This window comes from Cutibacterium avidum 44067 (assembly GCF_000367205.1).
In the GTDB taxonomy this organism is placed as follows: domain Bacteria; phylum Actinomycetota; class Actinomycetes; order Propionibacteriales; family Propionibacteriaceae; genus Cutibacterium; species Cutibacterium avidum.
In genome coordinates this window covers 2,135,143-2,154,329 of sequence record NC_021064.1, presented here as the reverse complement: position 1 = coordinate 2,154,329, position 19,187 = coordinate 2,135,143, and the positions used below count along the sequence as shown (strand labels likewise).

Genomic DNA, 19,187 nt, shown 5'->3' with positions numbered 1-19,187 from the left:
CGCGTGGCTGGGGTTACCGGTGCACGTCGGACCTTCCCCACCATTGATTCCGTAACCTGACCAACCCTGGCCCCAGGTCCAACCTGCCTCGTGCCTGCTTCTCCCGCAGTTCCTCCCCGCCCGGGACCCACCTTGTCCCATTCCTGTGGTGATTGGGGTGATGAACATGCGGTGAGCCATCTCACCTGGCGAGGATCGGGTTCAGAAGACGGTTTTCCACAGAAGATTTGGCTACCCCGACCAGAGTTGTCCACAGAATTGAAATTGCCTGGCAGAAATCGCGGGTCCCGCCGACAAATTGGGGTGTGAGGAACCTTCAAGAACGACTCGATCACCGTGGCGTTGCCCGCATCCACCGTCACAGCTACATCCGAGGCCAGGCCGACCGGGCGGTGGCCCGAGGAGACGCAGTCCGCATCTTGCCAGGAGTGGTTGCTGCGACAGCCCTTGCCAGAGACCCCAAGACCATCCTTCGCGCGCTGCTGTTGTGGCACCGCGATGCCGTGATCGTCGGAAAGACCGCTCTCTTGCTGCTCGGGATGACCGCTCCTGGCGCCAACAGGCCCATGGACTTCCGAACCATCAATGAAGTGGAGGCCTTTTCCTCAACCCGTCGGTTGGTCCGACCGGGTATTCGGGTACGTCGCTGGCACGTGCCGCATCGTTTCGTGACCGAGCGGGAGCGGGTTCGGATTGCCACCGCTGAGGTATCGGTCCTCGTCCTCGCCATTCAGGGGGAATGGGAGTGGGTCTGCGAGGCCCTGCGACAACGCCTCGTGACTCCCGAATCCTGTCGTCGGGCACGCAAGAGCCTGACCGGCCGATACCCAAAGGCCGAGGTCGATGCCGCATTGGCTGACATTCTCCTGGCCGCATGGTCGATCCCGGAACTGGAGATGAGCAGGTTGCTTCGCGCCACCGGGATCACCGGTCACAAGCCCAACCACAAGGTCCGGGTGGGAGGTCGTCATTACTACCTGGACCAAGCCTTCGAGGCCGAGAAGGTCGCCTTGGAGATTGATGGCCGGTCAGTTCACGGCACCGCCGGGGGTTATGAGGAGACGATGATGAGGTCGGCCCATCTGGACCGTCATGGCTGGAAGGTGCTCCACGTCACCCCGACGATGCTCCGTAAGACCCCGAGATTCGTCCTGGACTGGCTCGCCTCCCACCTGCATCGGCGGCATCGGCCAAGAACCATGTTCAGTGAATCCGTCCTGCGGCAGATCATGGGCGGTGTCGCGCCAGCCTGAGGCTCGCGGATCCAACCTTGTAACGGCGAAGGAGGGCAGCCTACCCCCTGATGGGTCTTGATTCGTCCCGTTCGCTGACCCATGCGTCCCCAGCCCAGCCTGACCTTCGCGTTGTCCCGCTGTGGAAAATGGGGTTTCGATGAACCCATCTGCAATGTGGCGCTGCACCGCCGACCATCAGGAACCCCATTGCCACAGGAGGGGGAACGCTCATCTCATGGCTCGAGGCACGGGAGCGAGGGACCCGGACTTACCGGCCCTACGAATAACGGTGGGGCAACGCTCTCGCGTCACCCCACCGTCAGTGAATCGTCACTTGTAGGAGTAGAAGGCCGGGGCGGTCGACACACGCCCGGTGCCACCCATTGGGGTGGCGTGGCCGTCGGCTCGCGGATCGCGACGGCGAGCCCTCCGTCCGCCGGCAGGCTTGCGTTTGGACAGGTTCTCGAACAAGGACGGATCGTGGGATCCCGTCTTCTTGTCCTTGGGTCCCTTGCGCACTGCCACCAGTGCGATCCCGGCGACGGCGACTGCAGCCACCGTGACGGCAATCAGGGTTCCCTTGTCGATCTCCTCAGGATTGATCTCGAGCTTGCTCATGCGCATCACTTCTTCCCGTCGATGGGCTTGGCGCCCTTCTCGTCATCGTCGCGAAGAGCGTTCTTGTTCTTGTCTTCCTTGCCTTCCTCGGTGAGGACATCGCCGACGATGGCTCCGGCCTCGCGATGGAACGCAATGTAACGAGCGCCGAGGTTGATCATGGCCTGCAGACGGTTACGACCGCCCAACAGGGTGTAAATGTGCACCATCACCCAGGTCAGCCATGCGCTGATACCGGTGAACTTCAGCTTCTCGGACAGCTGGACGACGGCTGAGTTGCGGCCGATTGTCGCCATGGTGCCCTTGTCCTGGTACTCGAATTTCTCCAGCGGCTCGCCGAGTTCGAGGTGGACGATCTGACGGGCGACGCACTCGCCGCCCTGGATGGCGGGCTGAGCCAGCTGAGGTTTGGGGTCCTCGGTGTTGATGGCACCGTCGCCGACGGCGAAGATGCGATCGTGACCATTGACGCGGAGAGTGCCATCGGTGGCGATACGGCCGCCGCGACCCTGCTCGAACCCCCAGTCGGAAACGGACTTGTGGGCACCGACGCCAGCAGCCCAGATGACCATGTCCGCAGGAAGCGTCTGACCGTCCTTGAGGAGCACCGAATCCTCGCGCACCTCGGCGATGGCGGTCTTGGTGCGCACGTCCACGCCGCGCTTCTGCAACTGGCGACGGGTGTAGTGGCGCAGAGCCGGGTCGAAGGGCATGAGGAGGTGGTCAGCCATCTCGACGAGGGTGACGTGGACGCGGTCGGTGGACACGTCCGGGAAGATTGCCGGGATGCCGATCGACTTCATCTCGGCCAGGGTGCCGGCCATCTCGACGCCGGTCGGGCCGCCACCAACGATGATGACGTCGAAGGTCTTGTCACGCTGGGTGTCGAGGTCCTCGAGGTAGGTGAAGATGGCGTCGCGTGCGCGCAGCGAGGATGCGCGGGTGTAGATGGTGTACGAGTGCTCGGCGGCACCGGGGGTACCGAAGAAGTTGGCTCCGACGCCCTGGGACAGGATGAGGTAGTCGTACGAGATCGGGTCGCCGTTGTCGACGTTGACGATGCGGTTCTCGGTGTCGACGTCGGTCACAGAGGCACGACGGAAGTGGGTGCGAGAACCGTTCTGAGCGGCGAAGGAACGCAGGCGGTAGGTGACGTCACCTGGGTTCAAACCACCGGTCGCGACCTGATACAGCAGCGGCTGGAACGTGGTGTAGGGGTTGCGGTCGATGAGGGTGACGTCGCACCCTGCTTCGGCAGTCTTCTCAGCGGCCGCCAAGCCACCGAAACCAGCACCAACGATCACGACTCGAGGCTTGGAGTCCGCCAGAACCGGTATGCGACCCAGGCCCGGCAGGCCAATGTCCGACAACAGGGTATTGATGTCCATCTGATCCTCCGAATGATGGTGATACATACTGATTGTCCCAAAAATGTGCTGTATTTCGCAATAATGTGAGCCCCATGGGTAGGTTGGGGCCGGGCACTTCAGCTTGCAGCGTGACAGGCTTGGACCATGCCACATCTCCACACCCAGCCACATGGACACGACGTCACGATCAGTGCGTGGATCCTGAGAAGGTTTCCATCTGACAGCTCACGTGGCTGGCAGTGGAAGGCCCTCGTGCACAAACACCGCAAGATGAATTTGTGGATTCAGCCGGGCGGACACGTCGAGCACACCGAGAACCCCTGGCAGGCCCTTGTTCACGAGCTTCACGAGGAAACTGGCTATCACATTGACCAGTTGAGCGTCCTGCAGCCCTGGAATCGGCTTCCTGACGGGGTCCATGACCTCATGCACCCGACGCCGGTGCTTCTCAACACCCACAGCCCCTACCCAGGGCACTTCCACTCCGACATCGCCATGGCGATGGTTGCTGATGGTGATCCGGCGGAGAAACCGCGTCCTGGCGAGTCTCTGGAGCTTCAGTGGGTCAGCCCTGACGAGTTCGCCGCGCTCCCGGGGGCCGAGCCCGATGCCGTCATGATCATGACGATGATCGTCGAGCGGGTGGCCGATTCCTGGATTCCTATCCGGGCGACGGACTGGTCGCTGGAGGATGCCCCCACGGAGGCAATGACGAACCGCACGGTCGCCGAGGCCACTGCCCCTGATCCCCTGGACGAGAGGGAGACCGAGGGGTGGAGGACGGCCCAGTGACGCAGAGTCCCGACCTCGACGCAATAGGCTCCGGGCATCCGGTTGCCGATCATTGCGACGAGATCACCACAGCCCTGGACGTTGGGAGGGCGGTCATCGTCGCCCCACCGGGCACCGGCAAGACGACCTTCGTCCCGCCGCTGGTTGCATCGCGGTGTTCGGGTCGGGTCATCGTCACCCAGCCACGACGGGTGGCAGCCAGATCCGCCGCACGCCGACTTTCCACACTCACCCGGACCCGCCCCGGCGAGTTCGCCTCCCACACCGTGCGCGGGGAGTCGACGACAACCCGCGACACCAGGGTTGAGTTCGTGACGACCGGGGTTCTCCTTCGCCGCCTGATGCGCGATCCTGACCTGACAGGGGTTGACGCCGTCATCCTCGACGAGGTCCATGAGCGTCATCTCGATGCCGACCTCGCCGTCGCGATGGTGTGCGAGGTGGCCCAGTTGCGTGAGGACCTCATGGTGTTGGCGATGTCGGCCACCGTCGACAGCTCTGGGTGGGCGAGCCTCCTCGGTGCGGACGAGCCGGCACCGGTCGTCGAGGTGCCCTCGGCCCTGCATGAGCTCCAGATCGAGTGGGCCCCAGCCTCGGGATCCCCTGTGGATTCTCGGGGTGTGACTCCCGAATTCCTCAGTCACCTTGGCAGTGTCACCGTCGAGGCCCTCGATCGCCACCCGGATGGTTCGGCGCTGGTCTTCGTGCCGGGGGCGCGTGAGGTCGATCACGTCGTCGCGGATCTGCGCTCCCGGCTCCACGGTGTCGAGATCGTCGGGCTGTCAGGGTCGATGTCGGTGCGTGAGCAGGATCATGCCTTGTCGGACCCAGGTGATGCGCGCCGTGTCATCGTCTCGACGGCGGTTGCGGAATCTTCCCTGACGGTGCCGGGGGTGAGGCTCGTCGTCGATTCGGGTCTGTCCCGGGAACCGCGCCTGGATCGTGATCGCGGCATGACGGGCCTGGTGACAGTCCGGGAATCTCGAGCCTCGGCAATTCAGCGTGCCGGACGCGCAGCTCGTCTCGGCCCTGGCGTCGCGGTGCGGAGCCTGCGGCCCCAGGACTGGTCTGGGATGGATGCCGACGCGGCCCCCGAGGTTGATCATGCCGACCTTGTGGCGCCGCTGTTTGCGCTGGCCGTCTGGGGCTCGCCTCGTGGCGAAGGCATGGCCCTACCAACCCCATTGCCACAGGACCGGGTGGCCGAGGCCGAGGAGGAACTGCGTGACCTGGGTGCTGTTGACGCTGACGGTCGAGTCACCGAGAGAGGGCGTCAGCTCGCGACGGTTCCGGTGGACCCGCGTCTGGCAAGGGCCCTGATTGACGGCGCACCGATTGTCGGGTCTCGTCGCTGCGCCGAGATCGTCGCCATGCTCGGCCTCGACGACGGACAGGTCGACCTCGTCGGGCAGTGGCGCCAGCTGCGGACTGGTCGTCACCCCGATGGGAGGGTGTGGCGTCGCGAGGCTGACCGGCTTTCGCGTCTCACTGACGGTGTCCCCGACACCAACATCACCGACGATGATGCTGTCGCCACGGTCGTCTCCCTGGCTCGCCCAGGTTGGATCGCTCGCAGCCGTGGTGAGGGGTCGTCGTCCTATCTGTTGGCTTGTGGCACCGGGGTTGAACTACCCCGCAACTGCCCACCCGGGTTGCTTGGGCAGCCCTGGTTGGCCGTTGCCCGAACCTCCCGCGTCACGAGCGGCGCCCTCATCCGGGCAGCGGTCCCGCTAGCGGAATCAGCGGCTCTGGATGCCGGTGCAGCGATGCTCGCGACCGAGACCACGGTCACCTGGAATGGCGGCAAGGCTCGCGGTCGACGCGTTTCGCGGCTTGGTGCCATCGAGTTGTCGTCCACCCCGGTCCGGCCAGGGCGTGATGAGGCTCGTCGAGCGGTGTTGGAAGAAGTGAGATCCCGCGGGCTCGAGGTTATAGGCCTGACGAAGAACGGTGAGTCCCTGAGGCGTCGGCTCGCCCTGGCCCACCAGGTACTCGGAGACCCCTGGCCTGACGTCAGTGATGAGGCTCTGCTCTCCCGCGCCGAGGAATGGCTCGATCTGGATGGCCTGGCCGCAGGGCAGGGGAGTGACGCCACCTCTGGCCTACGCGGGATGCTGGGGTGGCAGGAATCGGCACGTCTTGACGAGATCATCCCCGAGACGGTCACGGTCCCCAGCGGGTCGCGAATCCGCGTTGACTACCCGGAACCCGGCAGTGACGCTGCTCCGGTGCTCGCGGTGAAGCTCCAGGAGTGTTTCGGGTGGACCGACGGCCCGATGATCTGTGACGGCCGCGTGAAGGTGGTGCTCCATCTGTTGTCCCCAGCCCGACGTCCGTTGGCCGTCACCGACGATCTCGCCAGTTTCTGGGCCAACGTCTACCCCTCGGTGCGAGCGGAGAATCGTGGACGTTATTCCAAACATCCCTGGCCCGAGGACCCACTGACAGCCATGCCCACGAAGCGCACGAATCGGGCGTTGGGGCATAGCTGACGGCGGGCCATGTCCAGCACCCACGCTGAGCCCGGGAGTTGAGGACGTGTTCCCAAGCAACGTGTCCCTTCCCGTCCCGGTCCACCCGCAACCTTGTGGAGATCGGGGTTCTGACGGTGAAAGCTGCTACGGGAGATGGCACGACGGGGGTTCATGACCCCGATTTCCACCAGGAGTCGGGATCCGACATCGTCGAGGTCCGGGCTACGGACCCCGCCCGACGACATCCGAGCCCCGCGCAAGGATCGCCGAACCCGTTGTGGGTGGAGACTTCCCGCCAACCGCGACTACGATGGCTCTCAACGACAGGGGAGCATCATCGGATGCTGAGAGTGGGCACCGCCCAGACCCTCGAACCTGAACCGGTTAGGACCGGCGTAGGGAGTCGGGCTCTTCGCGCATGTGCGCCCCCTTCCGAAGGGACGGAAGGATTTCCATGACCAACGACAAACCTGCCATGCGGTACCGCACCATTGACATCGTCACTCCGGTGATGATTGCGGTGGCATTCGGTGTCATCTTCCTCGGCTACGGCGCCCTCTACAGCCTTCTCAAGCCGGTGGCCTCGGTGTACCTGCCGGCCGAGGGTATTCTCGCCGGCATCTGGTTCCTACCCGCCCTCATCGCCGGCCTCATCGTCCGCAAACCCGGCGCTGCCCTTCTCGCGGAGGTCCTCGCTGCATCCATTGAGGCCGCCCTTGGCAGTCAGTGGGGAGCCGGGACCCTCATCTCGGGTCTCATCCAGGCTCTGCCGATGGAGCTGTGCCTGCTCGCCGTCGCCTATCGCAAGGCTGGACCGAAGCTCGCCATGGTTGCCGGAGCTCTCACCGGTATCGCTGAGGGTATCTACGAACGTATTTCCTATTACCCGATGTTCCGTTTCGGGGACACCGTCGTTTACCTCATCCTCATGGTCGTCTCCGGAGCCCTGCTCGGCGGTCTGCTGGCGTGGGGTATCGTCCGCGGCCTGGCGGCCGCCGGCGCCCTCAACCCCTTCGCGGTTTCTCGTGAACTGCATGGAGGAAAGCGGAGTACGGCGTCGGCACGGAATCTGTCATGACTGACGTCTTGGCCCGTACTGACCAGGCTGACGACGTCTCCGCTCGGCGGGCGGTGCCAGTGGATGTCGAGGGGTTGACTGTCGGCGTCCCGGGCCGCGACGCTCCCATCCTCGGGCCCATCGACCTCCACCTGTCGGCTGGCGCAAGGGTGCTTGTCACAGGGCCTTCGGGTGCTGGCAAGACGACCCTGCTGCACGCCGTCGGAGGGTTGCTGGAGGAGGAGAGTCACGACCTGACGGGTCAAGTGAGTACGTGGGGCGACGACAGCGTCGGTCTGCTGCAGCAGGAGCCGATCCACTCCGTCGTCGCCGCGACCTGTGGACGTGACATCGCCTTTGGTCCGGAGAATCATCGCGTTCCCCGCGAGGAGATCTGGCCGATCGTCGAGGACTCCCGACGCCGTGCCCGGTTCACCATTCCCTGTGACCACTCCACCACGAAGATGTCGGGCGGGCAGATGCAGCGTCTCGTCATCGCCGGAATCCTGGCCACCGACCCCGGTCTTCTCCTCCTCGACGAGCCGATCTCGATGCTCGACGAGGAATCGGCCAGCGCGATTCGCGACGAGGTCGCCAGGATGGCCCACGACCGGACGGTTTTCGTCGTCGACCACCATCCGGACCAGTGGCGTGGGATCCTCGACCAGGTTGTCGAGTTGACCGATCACGGCAGCCTCAAACGGATCTGGGATTTCGAGGACTACCTCGACTCGCGCGAGCCCACCGAAGTGCCGTGGCACCCCGCTACTCCCGGCGAGGCAGTCGCTCGGGCCGTCGCCCTCGATGCTCACCGTCCGCAGTCTGACGACGTGCTGCTTCGTGGCGTCGAGATGTCGGCCCGACGCGGTTACGTCACGGTCCTGTCAGGGCCTAGCGGGATCGGCAAGTCCACCCTGCTGAGGCTGCTGGCCGGGCTTGACGACCCTGCTGCCGGCGAGCTCGCCCTCCCCCAGCCCGAGCACACCGCCTGGGTGCCGCAGAACCCGGAGAACTACCTCGTCGCCCGCACAGCTGCTGACGAGTTATTCGCCTCGCCCATGGTCCCTGAGGATGCCGATCTGCGGGACCTCGTCAGGACCTTCGGGCTCAAGCCGATCCTTGACTCCCACCCCATGACCTGTTCGGGCGGGGAGAAGAGGCGCCTCGCCATCGCGGCGGCACTCGCTCAGAAACCCGACCTGCTGCTCCTCGACGAGCCGACCGTCGGCCTCGACGACGACCGCGGTGCCAGTGTCCTGGCGGCCATCCGCGCCGCGGCGGACTCCGGGGTTGCCGTCGTCGTCTCCGCCCACGACCCCCAGCTCATCGAGATGGCTGACGAGGTCGTTGACGTCGCCTCGTACCGCGATCCGGATCCTGCCCCGGACGAGAACCCCCAGGGGAAGTCGGCATTCCTGACGACGGTCAACCCTCTCGTCGTCCTCCTCATCGCCGTCGCGGGCATTGTCGGGTCCCTCTTCGTGCGATCTCCGCTCATCGGCGCCATCGGGCTCATCCCGGCCGTCGCCATGGCTCCGATGTGTTCCCGCCGCGTCAAGCCCCTGGCGGTTCGGACGATTCCGGTCCTCATCGCTGCGGTGATGTTGGTCTGGACGACCCTGTTGCTCCACAACGGGTTCACGAACCCAGCGGTGTGGAGTGAGGCGACCCGTCAGGGGCTGAGGATCCTCGTCTTCGTCCTGCCGGGCGCACTGGCCTCGGCCGCGGTCGATCCCACCCGGTTCGGCGACGCCCTGGCTCAGCAGACCCACCTTCCGCAGCGCCCGGTGGTGGCGTCGGTGGCAGGTGTGATCCGGATGGGTCACCTGGGCGACCAGTGGCGCGTCCAGTCCGATGTGCGCCGCCTGCGCGGGATGGGGCCGACGTACTCCCTGTCATCTCGGGTCAAGTACCTGTCCTCGATGACATTCGCGATGGTGCTGTACGCCATGAGGTCGTCAGAGGTGCTCAGCCGGGCCATGGACTCTCGCGGTTTCGCGACGGCGACTCGTCGTACCTACGCCGTCGAGTCGCGCTGGCGAACACGAGACCTGTGGGGAGTCGCGTTGGCTGTCCTCGTCATCGCCGTCCCGGCCATTGCAGCGGCACTGCTGGGGTGATGGACTCCGACGATGCAGAGCGGCTGGGGTTGCCCACCCCAGCCGCTCGTTTCCGACGTCATCGGTACAGCGCCTTCTCCAGCACCGTCTCGAGCTTGTCGACCGATGCTTGCAGGGAGTACTTGTTCGTCATGAGCTCGCGGGCCCGCTCGTGCCAACGCTTCATGGTGGACTCGTCGGCGTCACGCACCCGCTCGATCCCAGAAACGAGCTCGGTCGGATCGACGCAGGCGCCCACCTCGTCGTCACTGATGACGTCGCGGATCGGCACCTTGGCATTCGAGACGACGGCCAGTCCGGCGGCCATGTAGTCGTAGAGCTTGTTGGGGCTCATGCCCTTGTCAAAGACCGACTGCGGGGAGACGGTGTGCAAACCGACGTCACAGGCCGAGAGGATGCGCACCAGCTCGGACTTGGGTACTTGGTCGTGGAACTTGACGTTCGTCAGTCCCAGCTTCTTCACCTCGTCGATGGCCCACTGCTTGCGAGCTCCAGCACCGACGAGGAGGAAGTTGACGTCCGGCAGACGACGGGCCGCGTCGACGATGAGGTCCAGCCCGACGTAGTTGGCATGGGTGCCGGAGAACACCGCGGTGAATCCCTCGATGCCGAACTCCTTGCGCAGGTCCTCGCGGGACTCGTTGACCTCGTACTCGGCCAGGTCGGCGCCATTGGGGACGACGGTGACCTTGTCGACGTTGATGCCGAGCTCGCGGAAGTGGTCCTCCCAGCCTTTCGTCACGACGACGATCTGGCGGGCATGGGCGTAGATGGTCTTTTCCAGCCCCTGGAGCACCTTGTGAAGGGCCGATCCCTCCTTGAGGGCGCCGCCGGAGACCAGCGAATCCGGCCACAGGTCGCGCACCTCGACGACGAAGGGCTTGCGACGCAGAGCGGCGACGACCATGCCAGCGGCTGGGGCCAAGATCTGTGGGGAGGAGGCGAAGATGACGTCGGCCGGGCGTACCAGCGTCCGGGCGCCGGCACCGGCGGCGAAGGCGATCCAGCCGAGGACACGCTTGGCCCCGTTGCCCTTGTACTCCGGAATCGGGACGAGGGTGTAACGCGGGTCGTCAACGGTCATCCTCTCGCCAGAGGTGTGGTTGATGTTGGCGGCGTAGAAGTGGGGCTGCCAGCCGCGCAATCGTGAGAACATGTCGAAGTTGCGGGTGATGCCACCCGACCCCGGTGGGAAGGCGTAGTGGTTGATCACGCTGACCTTGCGTTGGGGCATCGTTCCTCCTGGACGTCTCGTGCGGACAACCTTACCGGGCGTTCATCCGCGTCCCTGTCATGCTCGTTCCACCCGTGATAGTGGGATGACCGTGGCCGGTGACTGTTGTCGCCGGCCCCGATCATGTCACGACGACATATGGCCTCGTCAGATGGGATCTGGCAGCAGAGTGGGCGACACCCGACGTGCCTGTGGTAATTGCGGTTACGACCCGGGGGATTGCTATGTGAGGTGGCAGCTGGCCTTGTCAACACCCCGATCACCACACGAGTGTGGGTGGCGACGACGAGGGATGGCACAGAACGAGGGGCCGGTGGCATTGGCCACCGGCCCCTCAGCCGTGAATTCGCTCAGGATCCGTAGGTCGTCTTGGCCTTCTCAAGGGCCGCGACGTAACCGTTGCGCTCGTACTCGGCGGTCGAGGCGTCGGCCGGGATGGCGAGCATGCCGCGCAGCTTGTCGAGGCCGAGCTCCTTGCGCTGTAGGTAGGACTCCAGGCCCTTCTGCAGTTCGGCCGCATACCCGGCACCGTGGCGCACCAGCGCCGAAGTGGTCATGACGACGTCAGCGCCGGCAAGAAGGTACTTGACGACATCATCGGCGGTCTCGACACCCGACGATGCAGCCAACGAGGCATTGATACGACCCGACAGGGCGGCGATCCACGTCAGCGGCAGGCGGGCGTCGGCCGGGGAGGACAGCCACACACCGGGCTCGACCTGCATCTTCTCGATGTTGATATCGGGCTGCAGGAAGCGGTTGAACATCACCAGGGCGTCGGCCCCGGCGGCGTCCAGACGGGTGGTCATGTTGCCCAGGGCCGAGAAGAACGGCGAGAGTTTGACGGCCACCGGGACGGTCACGGCATCCTTGACTGCCTGGACGATCTCGACGTGACGGTCCTCGACCTCTTCGGCGGACTGCTCGAGGTCACCGGGCACCATGTAGATGTTGCACTCGATGCCCGCGGCGCCGGCATCCTCCATCCGTTTCGCGGTGTCGACCCAACCACCGTTCGTCGCGCCGTTCAGCGAGGCGATGATGGGGATGTCGACGGCATTGGCGCTGGCCTCCAGATGGGTGAGGTAGCGCTCGGTGATACCGCCCTCGTTGCTGGCCACGGTCGGGAAGAAGCTCAGCGACTCGGCGAACGAGTCCATGTACTCCAACTCGATCTCGGCCTGTCGGGCCTCCTCATGCCTCACCTGCTCCTCGAACAGGGAGTACATGACGATGGCTCCGACCCCGGCGTCGGCGAGGGCCTTGACCCCGTCGACCTTCTGCTGGATGGGGCCGGCCGAGGCCACCAGCGGTGACCTCAGGGTGAGCCCCATGTACCTGGTGTGAAGATCACTCATGAAACGTCATTCCTTCGTGGGCTGTCAGGCGCGGTTGGATGAAGCGGCGAGCTGGGACATACGGGCATCGACGGCGAAGTCCTCGGCAGTACGGGAAGCCATCTCGGCGTACTCGGCATAACGACGCTCCACCTGGCGCTGACCCAGATCCAGCATACGTTCGGCCTCCTCCGGGTGGGCCTTGGCCAGCATCCGGTAACGCAGTTCCAGCTTGGTGTACTCCCGCCACGTCTTGTCGGGTTTGGAAGAGTCGAGCAGGAACGGGTTGCGTCCCTCATCGGCCAACACCGGGTTGTACCTCATCAGCGGCCAGTGTCCACAGTGGACGGCCTTGTACTGCTGATCGAGGCCGTTGCGCAGGTCGTAGCCGTGGGCGATGCAGTGGCTGTAGGCGATGACGAGACTCGGGCCCGGGTAGGCCTCCGCCTCGCGGAAGGCCCGCAGGGTCTGCTGTGGATCGGCTCCCAGGGCGACGCGAGCCACGTACACCGATCCATAGGCGATGGCCTGCATGGCCATGTCCTTCTTGGCGGTCGGCTTGCCGGCGGACGCGAACTTCGCGACGGCACCCAGCGGGGTCGACTTCGACGCCTGGCCACCGGTGTTGGAGTACACCTCGGTGTCGAGAACCAGAACGTTGACGTCGCGTCCGGAGGCGAGCACGTGGTCAACGCCGCCCGAACCGATGTCGTAGGCCCAACCGTCACCACCAATGATCCACACCGAGCGACGCAGCAGGTGATCGGCGACGCTCATGAGGTCGCGCACCGCCGGGGTCTGTTCCATGTCGGAGAGCTTGGCCTGCAGTTGCTTGACCCGACGCTGCTGACGCTGCAGATCGTGCTCGGTGAGCTGTGGGGCGTGCAGCAGGTCGTCGACGAACTCAGGGTCGAGCTGGTCGGAGACCTCTTGGAGCCGACGCCTGGCCAGGTCGGTCTGGACGTTGGCGGCCATCCGCATGCCCAGGCCGAACTCGGCGTTGTCCTCGAACAGGGAGTTCGACCATGCCGGGCCACGGCCCTGGGCGTTCTTGCCCCACGGGGTCGTCGGCAGGTTACCGCCGTAGATGGAGGAGCAGCCGGTGGCGTTGGCCACCTCGGCGCGGTCGCCGAAGAGCTGGGTGATGAGCTTGACGTACGGCGTCTCGCCACAACCCGAGCAAGCTCCGGAGAACTCGAAGAGCGGCTCTAGGAACTGGGTGCCTCGCACGGTGGCGAAGTCGACACGGGAGCGGTCGTTGACCGGGATGGTCTCGAAGAACCTCACGTTCTCGCGCTGGACCGTCTTGTCGAGATGCTCCTCGAGGTTGATGGCCTTGCGGTCGGGCTCGCCCACCGGGTGGGCCGGGCAGGCCTCGACGCACAGGCCGCAGCCGGTGCACTGGTCGGGGACGATTTGCAGGGTGTAACGGGACTCCGGCAGACCCGCGGCGTTGAGCTCGGCGGACTGGAAGGACTCCGGGGCTCCCTCGAGCTGGGACTGTGAGCAGTATTTGGCGCGGATGACGCCGTGCGGGCAGACGAAGGCGCAGTTACCGCACTGGATACAGGCCTCGGGCTCCCAGGTCGCGATGACGTCGGACAGCGTCCTCTGCTCGTACTTGGTGGTGCCGGCGGGGTAGGTGCCGTCGTCGGGCAGGGCCGAGACAGGCAGCAGGTCGCCGAATCCCTCGATCATGCGGGCAGTGACGTTTTTGACGAACTCCGGGGAGTCCTCGCGCACGGCCGGGATGAGGCTGTGGTTGGCGGTCATCCGCTCAGGCACCTTGACCTGGTGCAGATGCTCCAGGGAGGCGTCGACGGCAGCGTGGTTCATCTCGACGATCTGCTGAGACTTCTTGCCGTAGGTCTTCTGGATCGAGTCCTTGATCTTGGCTATCGCCTCGTCCTTGGGCAGCACACCCGAGATCGCGAAGAAGCAGGTCTGCAGGATGGTGTTGGTGCGGTTGCGCAGACCCACCTTGCGGGCCACGGACAGGGCGTCGATGGTCCACAGGTCGAGGTGCTTCTCGAGGACCTGACGCTGCATGGTGTCAGGCAGCTTGTCCCACACCTCGTCGGCGTCATAGGGGGAGTTCAGCAGGACGGTGGTGCCCTCGCGAGCCATCGTCAGGACGTCGATGGACTCCAGGATTCCCCAGGCATGGATACCGATGAATCCGGCCTGGCTGATGAGGTAAGGGGCCTCGACCGGGTCGGGTCCGAAGCGCAGGTGGGAGGTCGTCCTCGATCCGGACTTCTTGGAGTCGTAGACGAAGTAGCCCTGGGCGTAGGTGTTGGGGTCTGAGCCGAGGATCTTGATGGTGTTCTTGTTTGCGCCGACGGTGCCGTCAGAACCCATGCCGTAGAAGACGGCGCGGATGGTCTTGGGATCCTCGATGTCGAGGGGCTCCCACGGCAGGGACAGGCCGGTGACGTCGTCCTCGATGCCGATGGTGAAGCGGGGACGCGGCTGCTCCAGCTCCAGCTCGGCGGCGATGCCGGCGACCATGCCGGGGGTGAACTCCTTCGAAGAGATGCCGTAGCGGCCGCCCGAGACGATCGGCATGTTGTTGCGGGTGCCACGGGAGTGGGCCTCGGACAGGGCGGCCAGCACGTCGAGGAAGAGGGGCTCGCCGTTGGAGCCGGGCTCCTTGGTGCGGTCCAGGACGGCGACGGTGCGGGCCGTCTCCGGGATGGCCCTGACGATCTCGGCGGCCGGGAGGGGACGGAACAGGTGCAGCTCGACGAGGCCGAGCTTGTGTCCCTGGGCGTTGAGACGGTTGATGGTGCGCTCGATGGTGCGGGCGCCGGAACCCATGCAGACCATGACCTCGGTGGCCTCGGGATCGCCGTGGTACTCGACGAGGTGGTACTGGCGTCCGACGACCTGGGCGAACTCGTCCATGAGGGACTGGACGATGCCCGGCACGCTCTCGTAGTACTTGTTCGCGGCCTCGCGGGCCTGGAAGTGGGTGTCGGGGTTCTGGGCGGTGCCACGGATGAACGGGTGGGCCGGAGACAGGGCGCGCTCCCGGTGGGCGTGGACAAGGTCGTCAGTGATGAAGTGACGAATGTCGTCGTCTGACAACATCTCGAGGACGTTGAGCTCGTGGGAGGTGCGGAAGCCCTCGAAGAAGTGCATGAAGGGCACCCGGGAGTGCATCGTCGCGGCCTGGGCGATGAGGGCCAGGTCGTGGCATTCCTGCACCGTCGAGGAGCACAGCATGGCGAATCCGGTCTGACGACAAGCCATGACGTCCTGGTGATCACCGAAGATCGACAGGCCTTGGGCAGCCAGCGATCGGGCGGCCACGTGGAAGACCGTGCTGGTGAGCTCACCGGCGATCTTGTACATGTTCGGGATCATGAGGAGCAGGCCCTGGGAGGCCGTGAAGGTGGTGCTCAGGGCGCCGCCCTGCAGAGCGCCGTGCATGGCGCCGGCGGCGCCACCCTCGGACTGCATCTCCATGACGGTGGGGATGTCGCCCCAGATGTTCTTCCGTCCGGCGGCGGACCACTCATCGGCGGTCTCGGCCATCGGGGAGGACGGGGTGATGGGGTAGATCGAGCACAGCTCGTTGCAGCGATAGGCGACCGAGGCGGCGGCGGTGTTGCCGTCGGCAATGGTGCGGACGCGGGAGTCGGAGCTAGTTGCCATGGTCAGTCCTCCTTCTCAGTTCTCGGAGTCGACGGTGAACTTCATCGAAGCTGACCGTTGTGGATTGGGTTCAGGACGCACTGCCCATCCGGGGGTGGGGTTGCCGGACCCCTGCACGGTTGCCGGATCGGTGCCTTCGGGGATCATCTCGATGGCATGGACCGGGCACTGGTCGAAGCAGGTGGCGCATCCAGTGCACTTGTCGTAGTCGAATTCGTAGCGGTGGCCCTTGCCGAGCTTGATGATGGCGTCCTCGGGACAGGAGCCGAAGCAGCCGTCACACTCGAAGCAGTTTCCGCAGGACAGGCATCGTCCGGCTTCGAAGTGGGCCTGCTCGTCGTCGAGACCGCCGACGACCTCGTCGAATCCGACACGCTGGGTCGGGTCGAGCTCGGGCTGGTGACGACGCAGGTGGTCACCGAAGTACCACAGATTGAGGTCGTTGAAACCGACTGTGGTGTTCTTGGGGGCCGGATAGCCGGACTCGCGGTTGAGCCACAGATGGATCTGGCGGGCGGCACGCTTGCCGTGGCCGACACCGATCGTCACGGTGCGCTCAGAGGGGACGGTGTCGCCACCGGCGAAGATACCGGGAACGTCGGTCATGAGGGTCGAGGGGTTGACGTCGACGACGTCGTTGCGGAATCGCATGCCGGGCATCTTGTGCAGGAATCCGGTGTCGGCATCCTGTCCGACGGCCAGGATGACGGTGTCGGCCTCGAGCTTCTCGTAACGTCCGGTGCCACGCGGCTTGCCGTTCTCGTCGAGCTCCATGACCTCGACTGTCAGGTCGTCCCCGACGTCGGTGATGGTGCGCAGCCAGTTCATCTGGACGCCCTCGCGCTCGGCCTCCTCACGCTCCTCGGCGTGGGCCGGCATCTGCTCGGCGGTGCGGCGGTAGACGACGATGGACTCCTCGGCACCCAGTCGCTTGGCCACCCGAGCGGCGTCCATGGCGGTGTTGCCGCCACCGTAGACGGCCACGCGACGACCGATGAGGGGCTTCTCGCCAGCGGCGACGTTGTGCAGGAAGCTCACCGCGTCGACCATGCGGGAGGCGTCCACGGTCGGGATGTCGACGCGCTTGGACAGGTGGGCGCCGATGGCCACGAAGACGGCGTCGAAGCGTCCCTTCGCCTTCTCCTCCATGAGGTCGTTGACGGGGTGGTTGAGGACGATCTGGATGCCGAGATCGGTGAGACGCTCGATCTCGGCATCCAGGATCTCGCGGGGTAGCCGGTATTCCGGGATGCCGTAGCGCATCATGCCGCCGACCTTGTCGCCGGCGTCGTGAATCTCGACGTCGTGGCCGAGCATGGCCAGGTGGTAGGCGGCGGACAGGCCGGCGGGGCCGGCCCCGATGACGAGGACGCGGTGTCCGGAGGCATCGACGGGCTTGATGAACTTCCAGCCCTTCTCGATGGCGAGGTCACCGAGGTAACGTTCGACGGAGTGAATGGACACTGCGCCGTCGAGGTCGGCGCGGTTGCAGGCCACCTCGCAGGGGTGGTAGCAGACACGACCGTGGATGGCAGGGAAGGGGTTGTCGGCAGTGAGCTGACGCCATGCCTTCTCCTCTTCATGGGCCTTGATGAGACGCAACCATTCCTGGATGTTCTCGCCCGCCGGGCAACCGGCATTACAAGGAGGGAGCATGTCGAGGTAGACGGGTCTGCGGGTGCGGGTCGGGGTGACGCGACCTGTCGTGCGGGCGAGGTCAGGACGTGCGGCGATGTCCTGGTTCTCCCTGATGACGTACCCGTTCTGGTTGTCGGTGACGGTCGTGTCACTCGTCGTGGTCTCGGCGCTCATACCTGGCTCTTCCTGTTGGAAATGCGGCATTTCGGATCGTGAATGTGGGGTTCACAAGCGAACCTGCAATCGATGTTAGACCACGTGTGAAAGGTCGTGCACGGCAGGGTATGAGGAATGAGATTTGGTGCAGGAATGTTTTCCTAAACCTTGTGACAATGACGTAATAACGCACGTTTGGCGTATCGAAAATTAATGGTGTTCACGCTCTGCGGCGCTCGGTGTGGTGCTCCCGGCGAGGTTGGTTGGGTGGTGGGTGAGCGGTGCAAGACTGGGGGCATGATCGTTGCCTTCAGTCTTGTACCCAGCGGTGGCCGAGCTTCGCGGGAAAACGGTGGCGTCTCCGATGCCGTGGCTGCTGCCGTTCGCGTCGTTCGCGAGTCCGGTTTGCCCAACCACACCTCGTCCATGTTCACCGAGATCGAGGGCTCGTGGGACGAGGTCATGGGCGTCGTCAAGGAAGCTACCGAAGCGGTTGCCCAGTACGGCACCAGGGTGTCGCTGGTGCTCAAGGCCGACATCCGCCCCGGACGCACTGGTGAGATGGACGCCAAGCTCGAGCGCCTGCAGGCTCAGCTCGACAAGCAGCAGGGCTGAGGACACTGGCCGAGCGGGACTGGCGCGGCGTCAGTCCCGTCCGAGCAGCAGGGTCTCGTAGGCGTTGCGAATGTGCGCCTCGGTGACCTCGGCTGCCCGAATCGGATCGCCGTTCTCGATCGCGGTGAGCATCTCCTCGTGGTCGCAGACGAGGCCGTCACGCCAGTTGTCCCACCCGATGAGGGAATGCTCTGCCTCCAGGATGGGCAGGTGTACCGCCTCGCGGATGGCCATCGTCAGATCGCTCATGAGGCGGTTGTCCCCAGCCTCGGCGAGGGCGACGTGGAAAGCGGTGTCGAGGGTGTTGAAGGAGTCCGGCTGCATGGCGTCATGCATCTGACCGAGGAGGTCGGTGGCTCGTGCCAGTGGCCCGGGGGCGCGGACCTTTGCTGCCGCCGCGCAGGCAGCCTTCTCCAGGGCCACGCGGGTCTCGGTCAGGTCGGCGAAGGAGACGACGTCGAGGGCCAGTTGCAGGCGCAGGATGCGGCCCATGGCGTCGGAAGGATGGGCATCGACGCGCGTTCCGTTGCCTCGACCGGTGCCCGAGGTCAGAATTCCCAGGGCCTCCAGGGCGCGGATGGCTTCCCGGACTGCTCCCCGGCTGACGCCCAGGGTGGCGGCGAGTTCTCGTTCCGGGGGGAGGCGCGAACCATTGACCCAGGTCCCGGTGAGGATCTCGTCATCGATGTGATGCATGACGACCGAGAATCCGCCGGATCTCGCATCAGTGTCAGCGCCTGATTCTGGGTGCGACTCTGACACCCAGTGTCCGGGATGTGCGCCTGGCTGGCTGGCGTCCGCGTCGCGGGTCTGTGTCATGGCTGAGATCCTCATCGGTGAGTCGCTTCATTGTCACCGAACATGCATGGTATGCCCAACAA

The 19,187-nt window shown here is 65.1% G+C and carries 13 protein-coding genes and 1 riboswitch; of the genes, 6 read left to right on the top strand and 7 right to left on the bottom strand.

The features are described 5' to 3' along the window. Positions 1-305 precede the first annotated feature (305 nt). Entirely contained in the window at positions 306-1,253 is a 948-nt protein-coding gene (locus PALO_RS09915) for an endonuclease domain-containing protein (protein ID WP_004810275.1), read from the top strand. Positions 1,254-1,565: 312 nt separating this feature from the next. Here PALO_RS09915 and PALO_RS09910 read toward each other — a convergent pair whose 3' ends face one another. Both PALO_RS09910 and PALO_RS09905 read right to left on the bottom strand, forming a co-directional pair. Then, positions 1,566-1,862 carry a hypothetical protein gene (locus tag PALO_RS09910; RefSeq protein ID WP_171023434.1) on the bottom strand — a complete coding sequence of 99 codons (297 nt, stop codon included), beginning with the start codon at positions 1,860-1,862 and terminating at the stop codon, positions 1,566-1,568. Further along, complete coding sequence (locus PALO_RS09905; RefSeq protein ID WP_015583433.1) at positions 1,859-3,241, bottom strand: NAD(P)/FAD-dependent oxidoreductase; 1,383 nt, start codon at positions 3,239-3,241, stop codon at positions 1,859-1,861. Before PALO_RS09905 ends, PALO_RS09910 begins: the two co-directional genes overlap by 4 nt. Positions 3,242-3,367: 126 nt before the next feature. Between PALO_RS09905 and PALO_RS09900 the strand changes: the two genes are divergently transcribed. From PALO_RS09900 to PALO_RS09885, 4 genes are all read left to right on the top strand, one after another. Continuing rightward, positions 3,368-4,015, top strand: coding sequence for an NUDIX hydrolase (locus PALO_RS09900; protein WP_023033283.1), 648 nt, complete (start codon positions 3,368-3,370; stop codon positions 4,013-4,015). Continuing rightward, positions 4,012-6,507, top strand: a complete 2,496-nt coding sequence (gene hrpB, locus PALO_RS09895; protein WP_015583431.1) for an ATP-dependent helicase HrpB — start codon at positions 4,012-4,014, stop codon at positions 6,505-6,507. Before PALO_RS09900 ends, hrpB begins: the two co-directional genes overlap by 4 nt. Before the next feature lie 297 nt (positions 6,508-6,804). Then, positions 6,805-6,908, top strand: a riboswitch (TPP riboswitch). Positions 6,909-6,943: 35 nt separating this feature from the next. Beyond that, on the top strand, positions 6,944-7,567 hold the full coding sequence (locus PALO_RS09890; RefSeq protein ID WP_015583430.1) for an ECF transporter S component: 624 nt from the start codon (positions 6,944-6,946) through the stop codon (positions 7,565-7,567). Then, complete coding sequence (locus PALO_RS09885) at positions 7,564-9,666, top strand: ATP-binding cassette domain-containing protein (RefSeq protein WP_015583429.1); 2,103 nt, start codon at positions 7,564-7,566, stop codon at positions 9,664-9,666. Before PALO_RS09890 ends, PALO_RS09885 begins: the two co-directional genes overlap by 4 nt. Before the next feature lie 58 nt (positions 9,667-9,724). Here PALO_RS09885 and PALO_RS09880 read toward each other — a convergent pair whose 3' ends face one another. The 4 genes from PALO_RS09880 to PALO_RS09865 form a co-directional block, all read right to left on the bottom strand. Next, complete coding sequence (locus PALO_RS09880; RefSeq protein ID WP_004810282.1) at positions 9,725-10,900, bottom strand: glycosyltransferase family 4 protein; 1,176 nt, start codon at positions 10,898-10,900, stop codon at positions 9,725-9,727. A gap of 350 nt (positions 10,901-11,250) precedes the next feature. Next, positions 11,251-12,258, bottom strand: a complete 1,008-nt coding sequence (locus tag PALO_RS09875; RefSeq protein ID WP_015583428.1) for a dihydroorotate dehydrogenase-like protein — start codon at positions 12,256-12,258, stop codon at positions 11,251-11,253. Between the two features lie 24 nt (positions 12,259-12,282). Beyond that, the gene (nifJ, locus tag PALO_RS09870) at positions 12,283-15,897 is read right to left on the bottom strand and encodes a pyruvate:ferredoxin (flavodoxin) oxidoreductase (protein ID WP_015583427.1); all 3,615 of its coding nucleotides are present in this window, start codon (positions 15,895-15,897) and stop codon (positions 12,283-12,285) included. A gap of 15 nt (positions 15,898-15,912) precedes the next feature. After that, positions 15,913-17,739: an NAD(P)-binding protein gene (locus PALO_RS09865; RefSeq protein ID WP_036909876.1), complete on the bottom strand. Its 1,827-nt coding sequence runs from the start codon at positions 17,737-17,739 to the stop codon at positions 15,913-15,915. A gap of 249 nt (positions 17,740-17,988) precedes the next feature. Between PALO_RS09865 and PALO_RS09860 the strand changes: the two genes are divergently transcribed. Then, positions 17,989-18,306, top strand: a complete 318-nt coding sequence (locus tag PALO_RS09860) for a thiamine-binding protein (protein WP_015583425.1) — start codon at positions 17,989-17,991, stop codon at positions 18,304-18,306. Between the two features lie 30 nt (positions 18,307-18,336). On the opposite strand, the gene PALO_RS09855 is transcribed toward PALO_RS09860, so the two are convergent. After that, positions 18,337-19,002, bottom strand: coding sequence for a FadR/GntR family transcriptional regulator (locus PALO_RS09855; protein ID WP_036910058.1), 666 nt, complete (start codon positions 19,000-19,002; stop codon positions 18,337-18,339). Positions 19,003-19,187 lie beyond the last annotated feature (185 nt).

Excerpts from the sequence above, each read along its gene's own strand:
- PALO_RS09860 (WP_015583425.1), top strand. The coding sequence starts at position 17,989 with ATGATCGTTGCCTTCAGTCTTGTACCCAGCGGTGGCCGAGCTTCGCGG.
- PALO_RS09855 (WP_036910058.1), bottom strand. The coding sequence starts at position 19,002 with ATGCATCACATCGATGACGAGATCCTCACCGGGACCTGGGTCAATGGT.
- PALO_RS09885 (WP_015583429.1), top strand. The coding sequence starts at position 7,564 with ATGACTGACGTCTTGGCCCGTACTGACCAGGCTGACGACGTCTCCGCT.
- nifJ (WP_015583427.1), bottom strand. The coding sequence starts at position 15,897 with ATGGCAACTAGCTCCGACTCCCGCGTCCGCACCATTGCCGACGGCAAC.
- PALO_RS09875 (WP_015583428.1), bottom strand. The coding sequence starts at position 12,258 with ATGAGTGATCTTCACACCAGGTACATGGGGCTCACCCTGAGGTCACCG.
- PALO_RS09890 (WP_015583430.1), top strand. The coding sequence starts at position 6,944 with ATGACCAACGACAAACCTGCCATGCGGTACCGCACCATTGACATCGTC.
- PALO_RS09865 (WP_036909876.1), bottom strand. The coding sequence starts at position 17,739 with ATGCCGCATTTCCAACAGGAAGAGCCAGGTATGAGCGCCGAGACCACG.
- PALO_RS09900 (WP_023033283.1), top strand. The coding sequence starts at position 3,368 with ATGCCACATCTCCACACCCAGCCACATGGACACGACGTCACGATCAGT.
- PALO_RS09880 (WP_004810282.1), bottom strand. The coding sequence starts at position 10,900 with ATGCCCCAACGCAAGGTCAGCGTGATCAACCACTACGCCTTCCCACCG.
- PALO_RS09905 (WP_015583433.1), bottom strand. The coding sequence starts at position 3,241 with ATGGACATCAATACCCTGTTGTCGGACATTGGCCTGCCGGGCCTGGGT.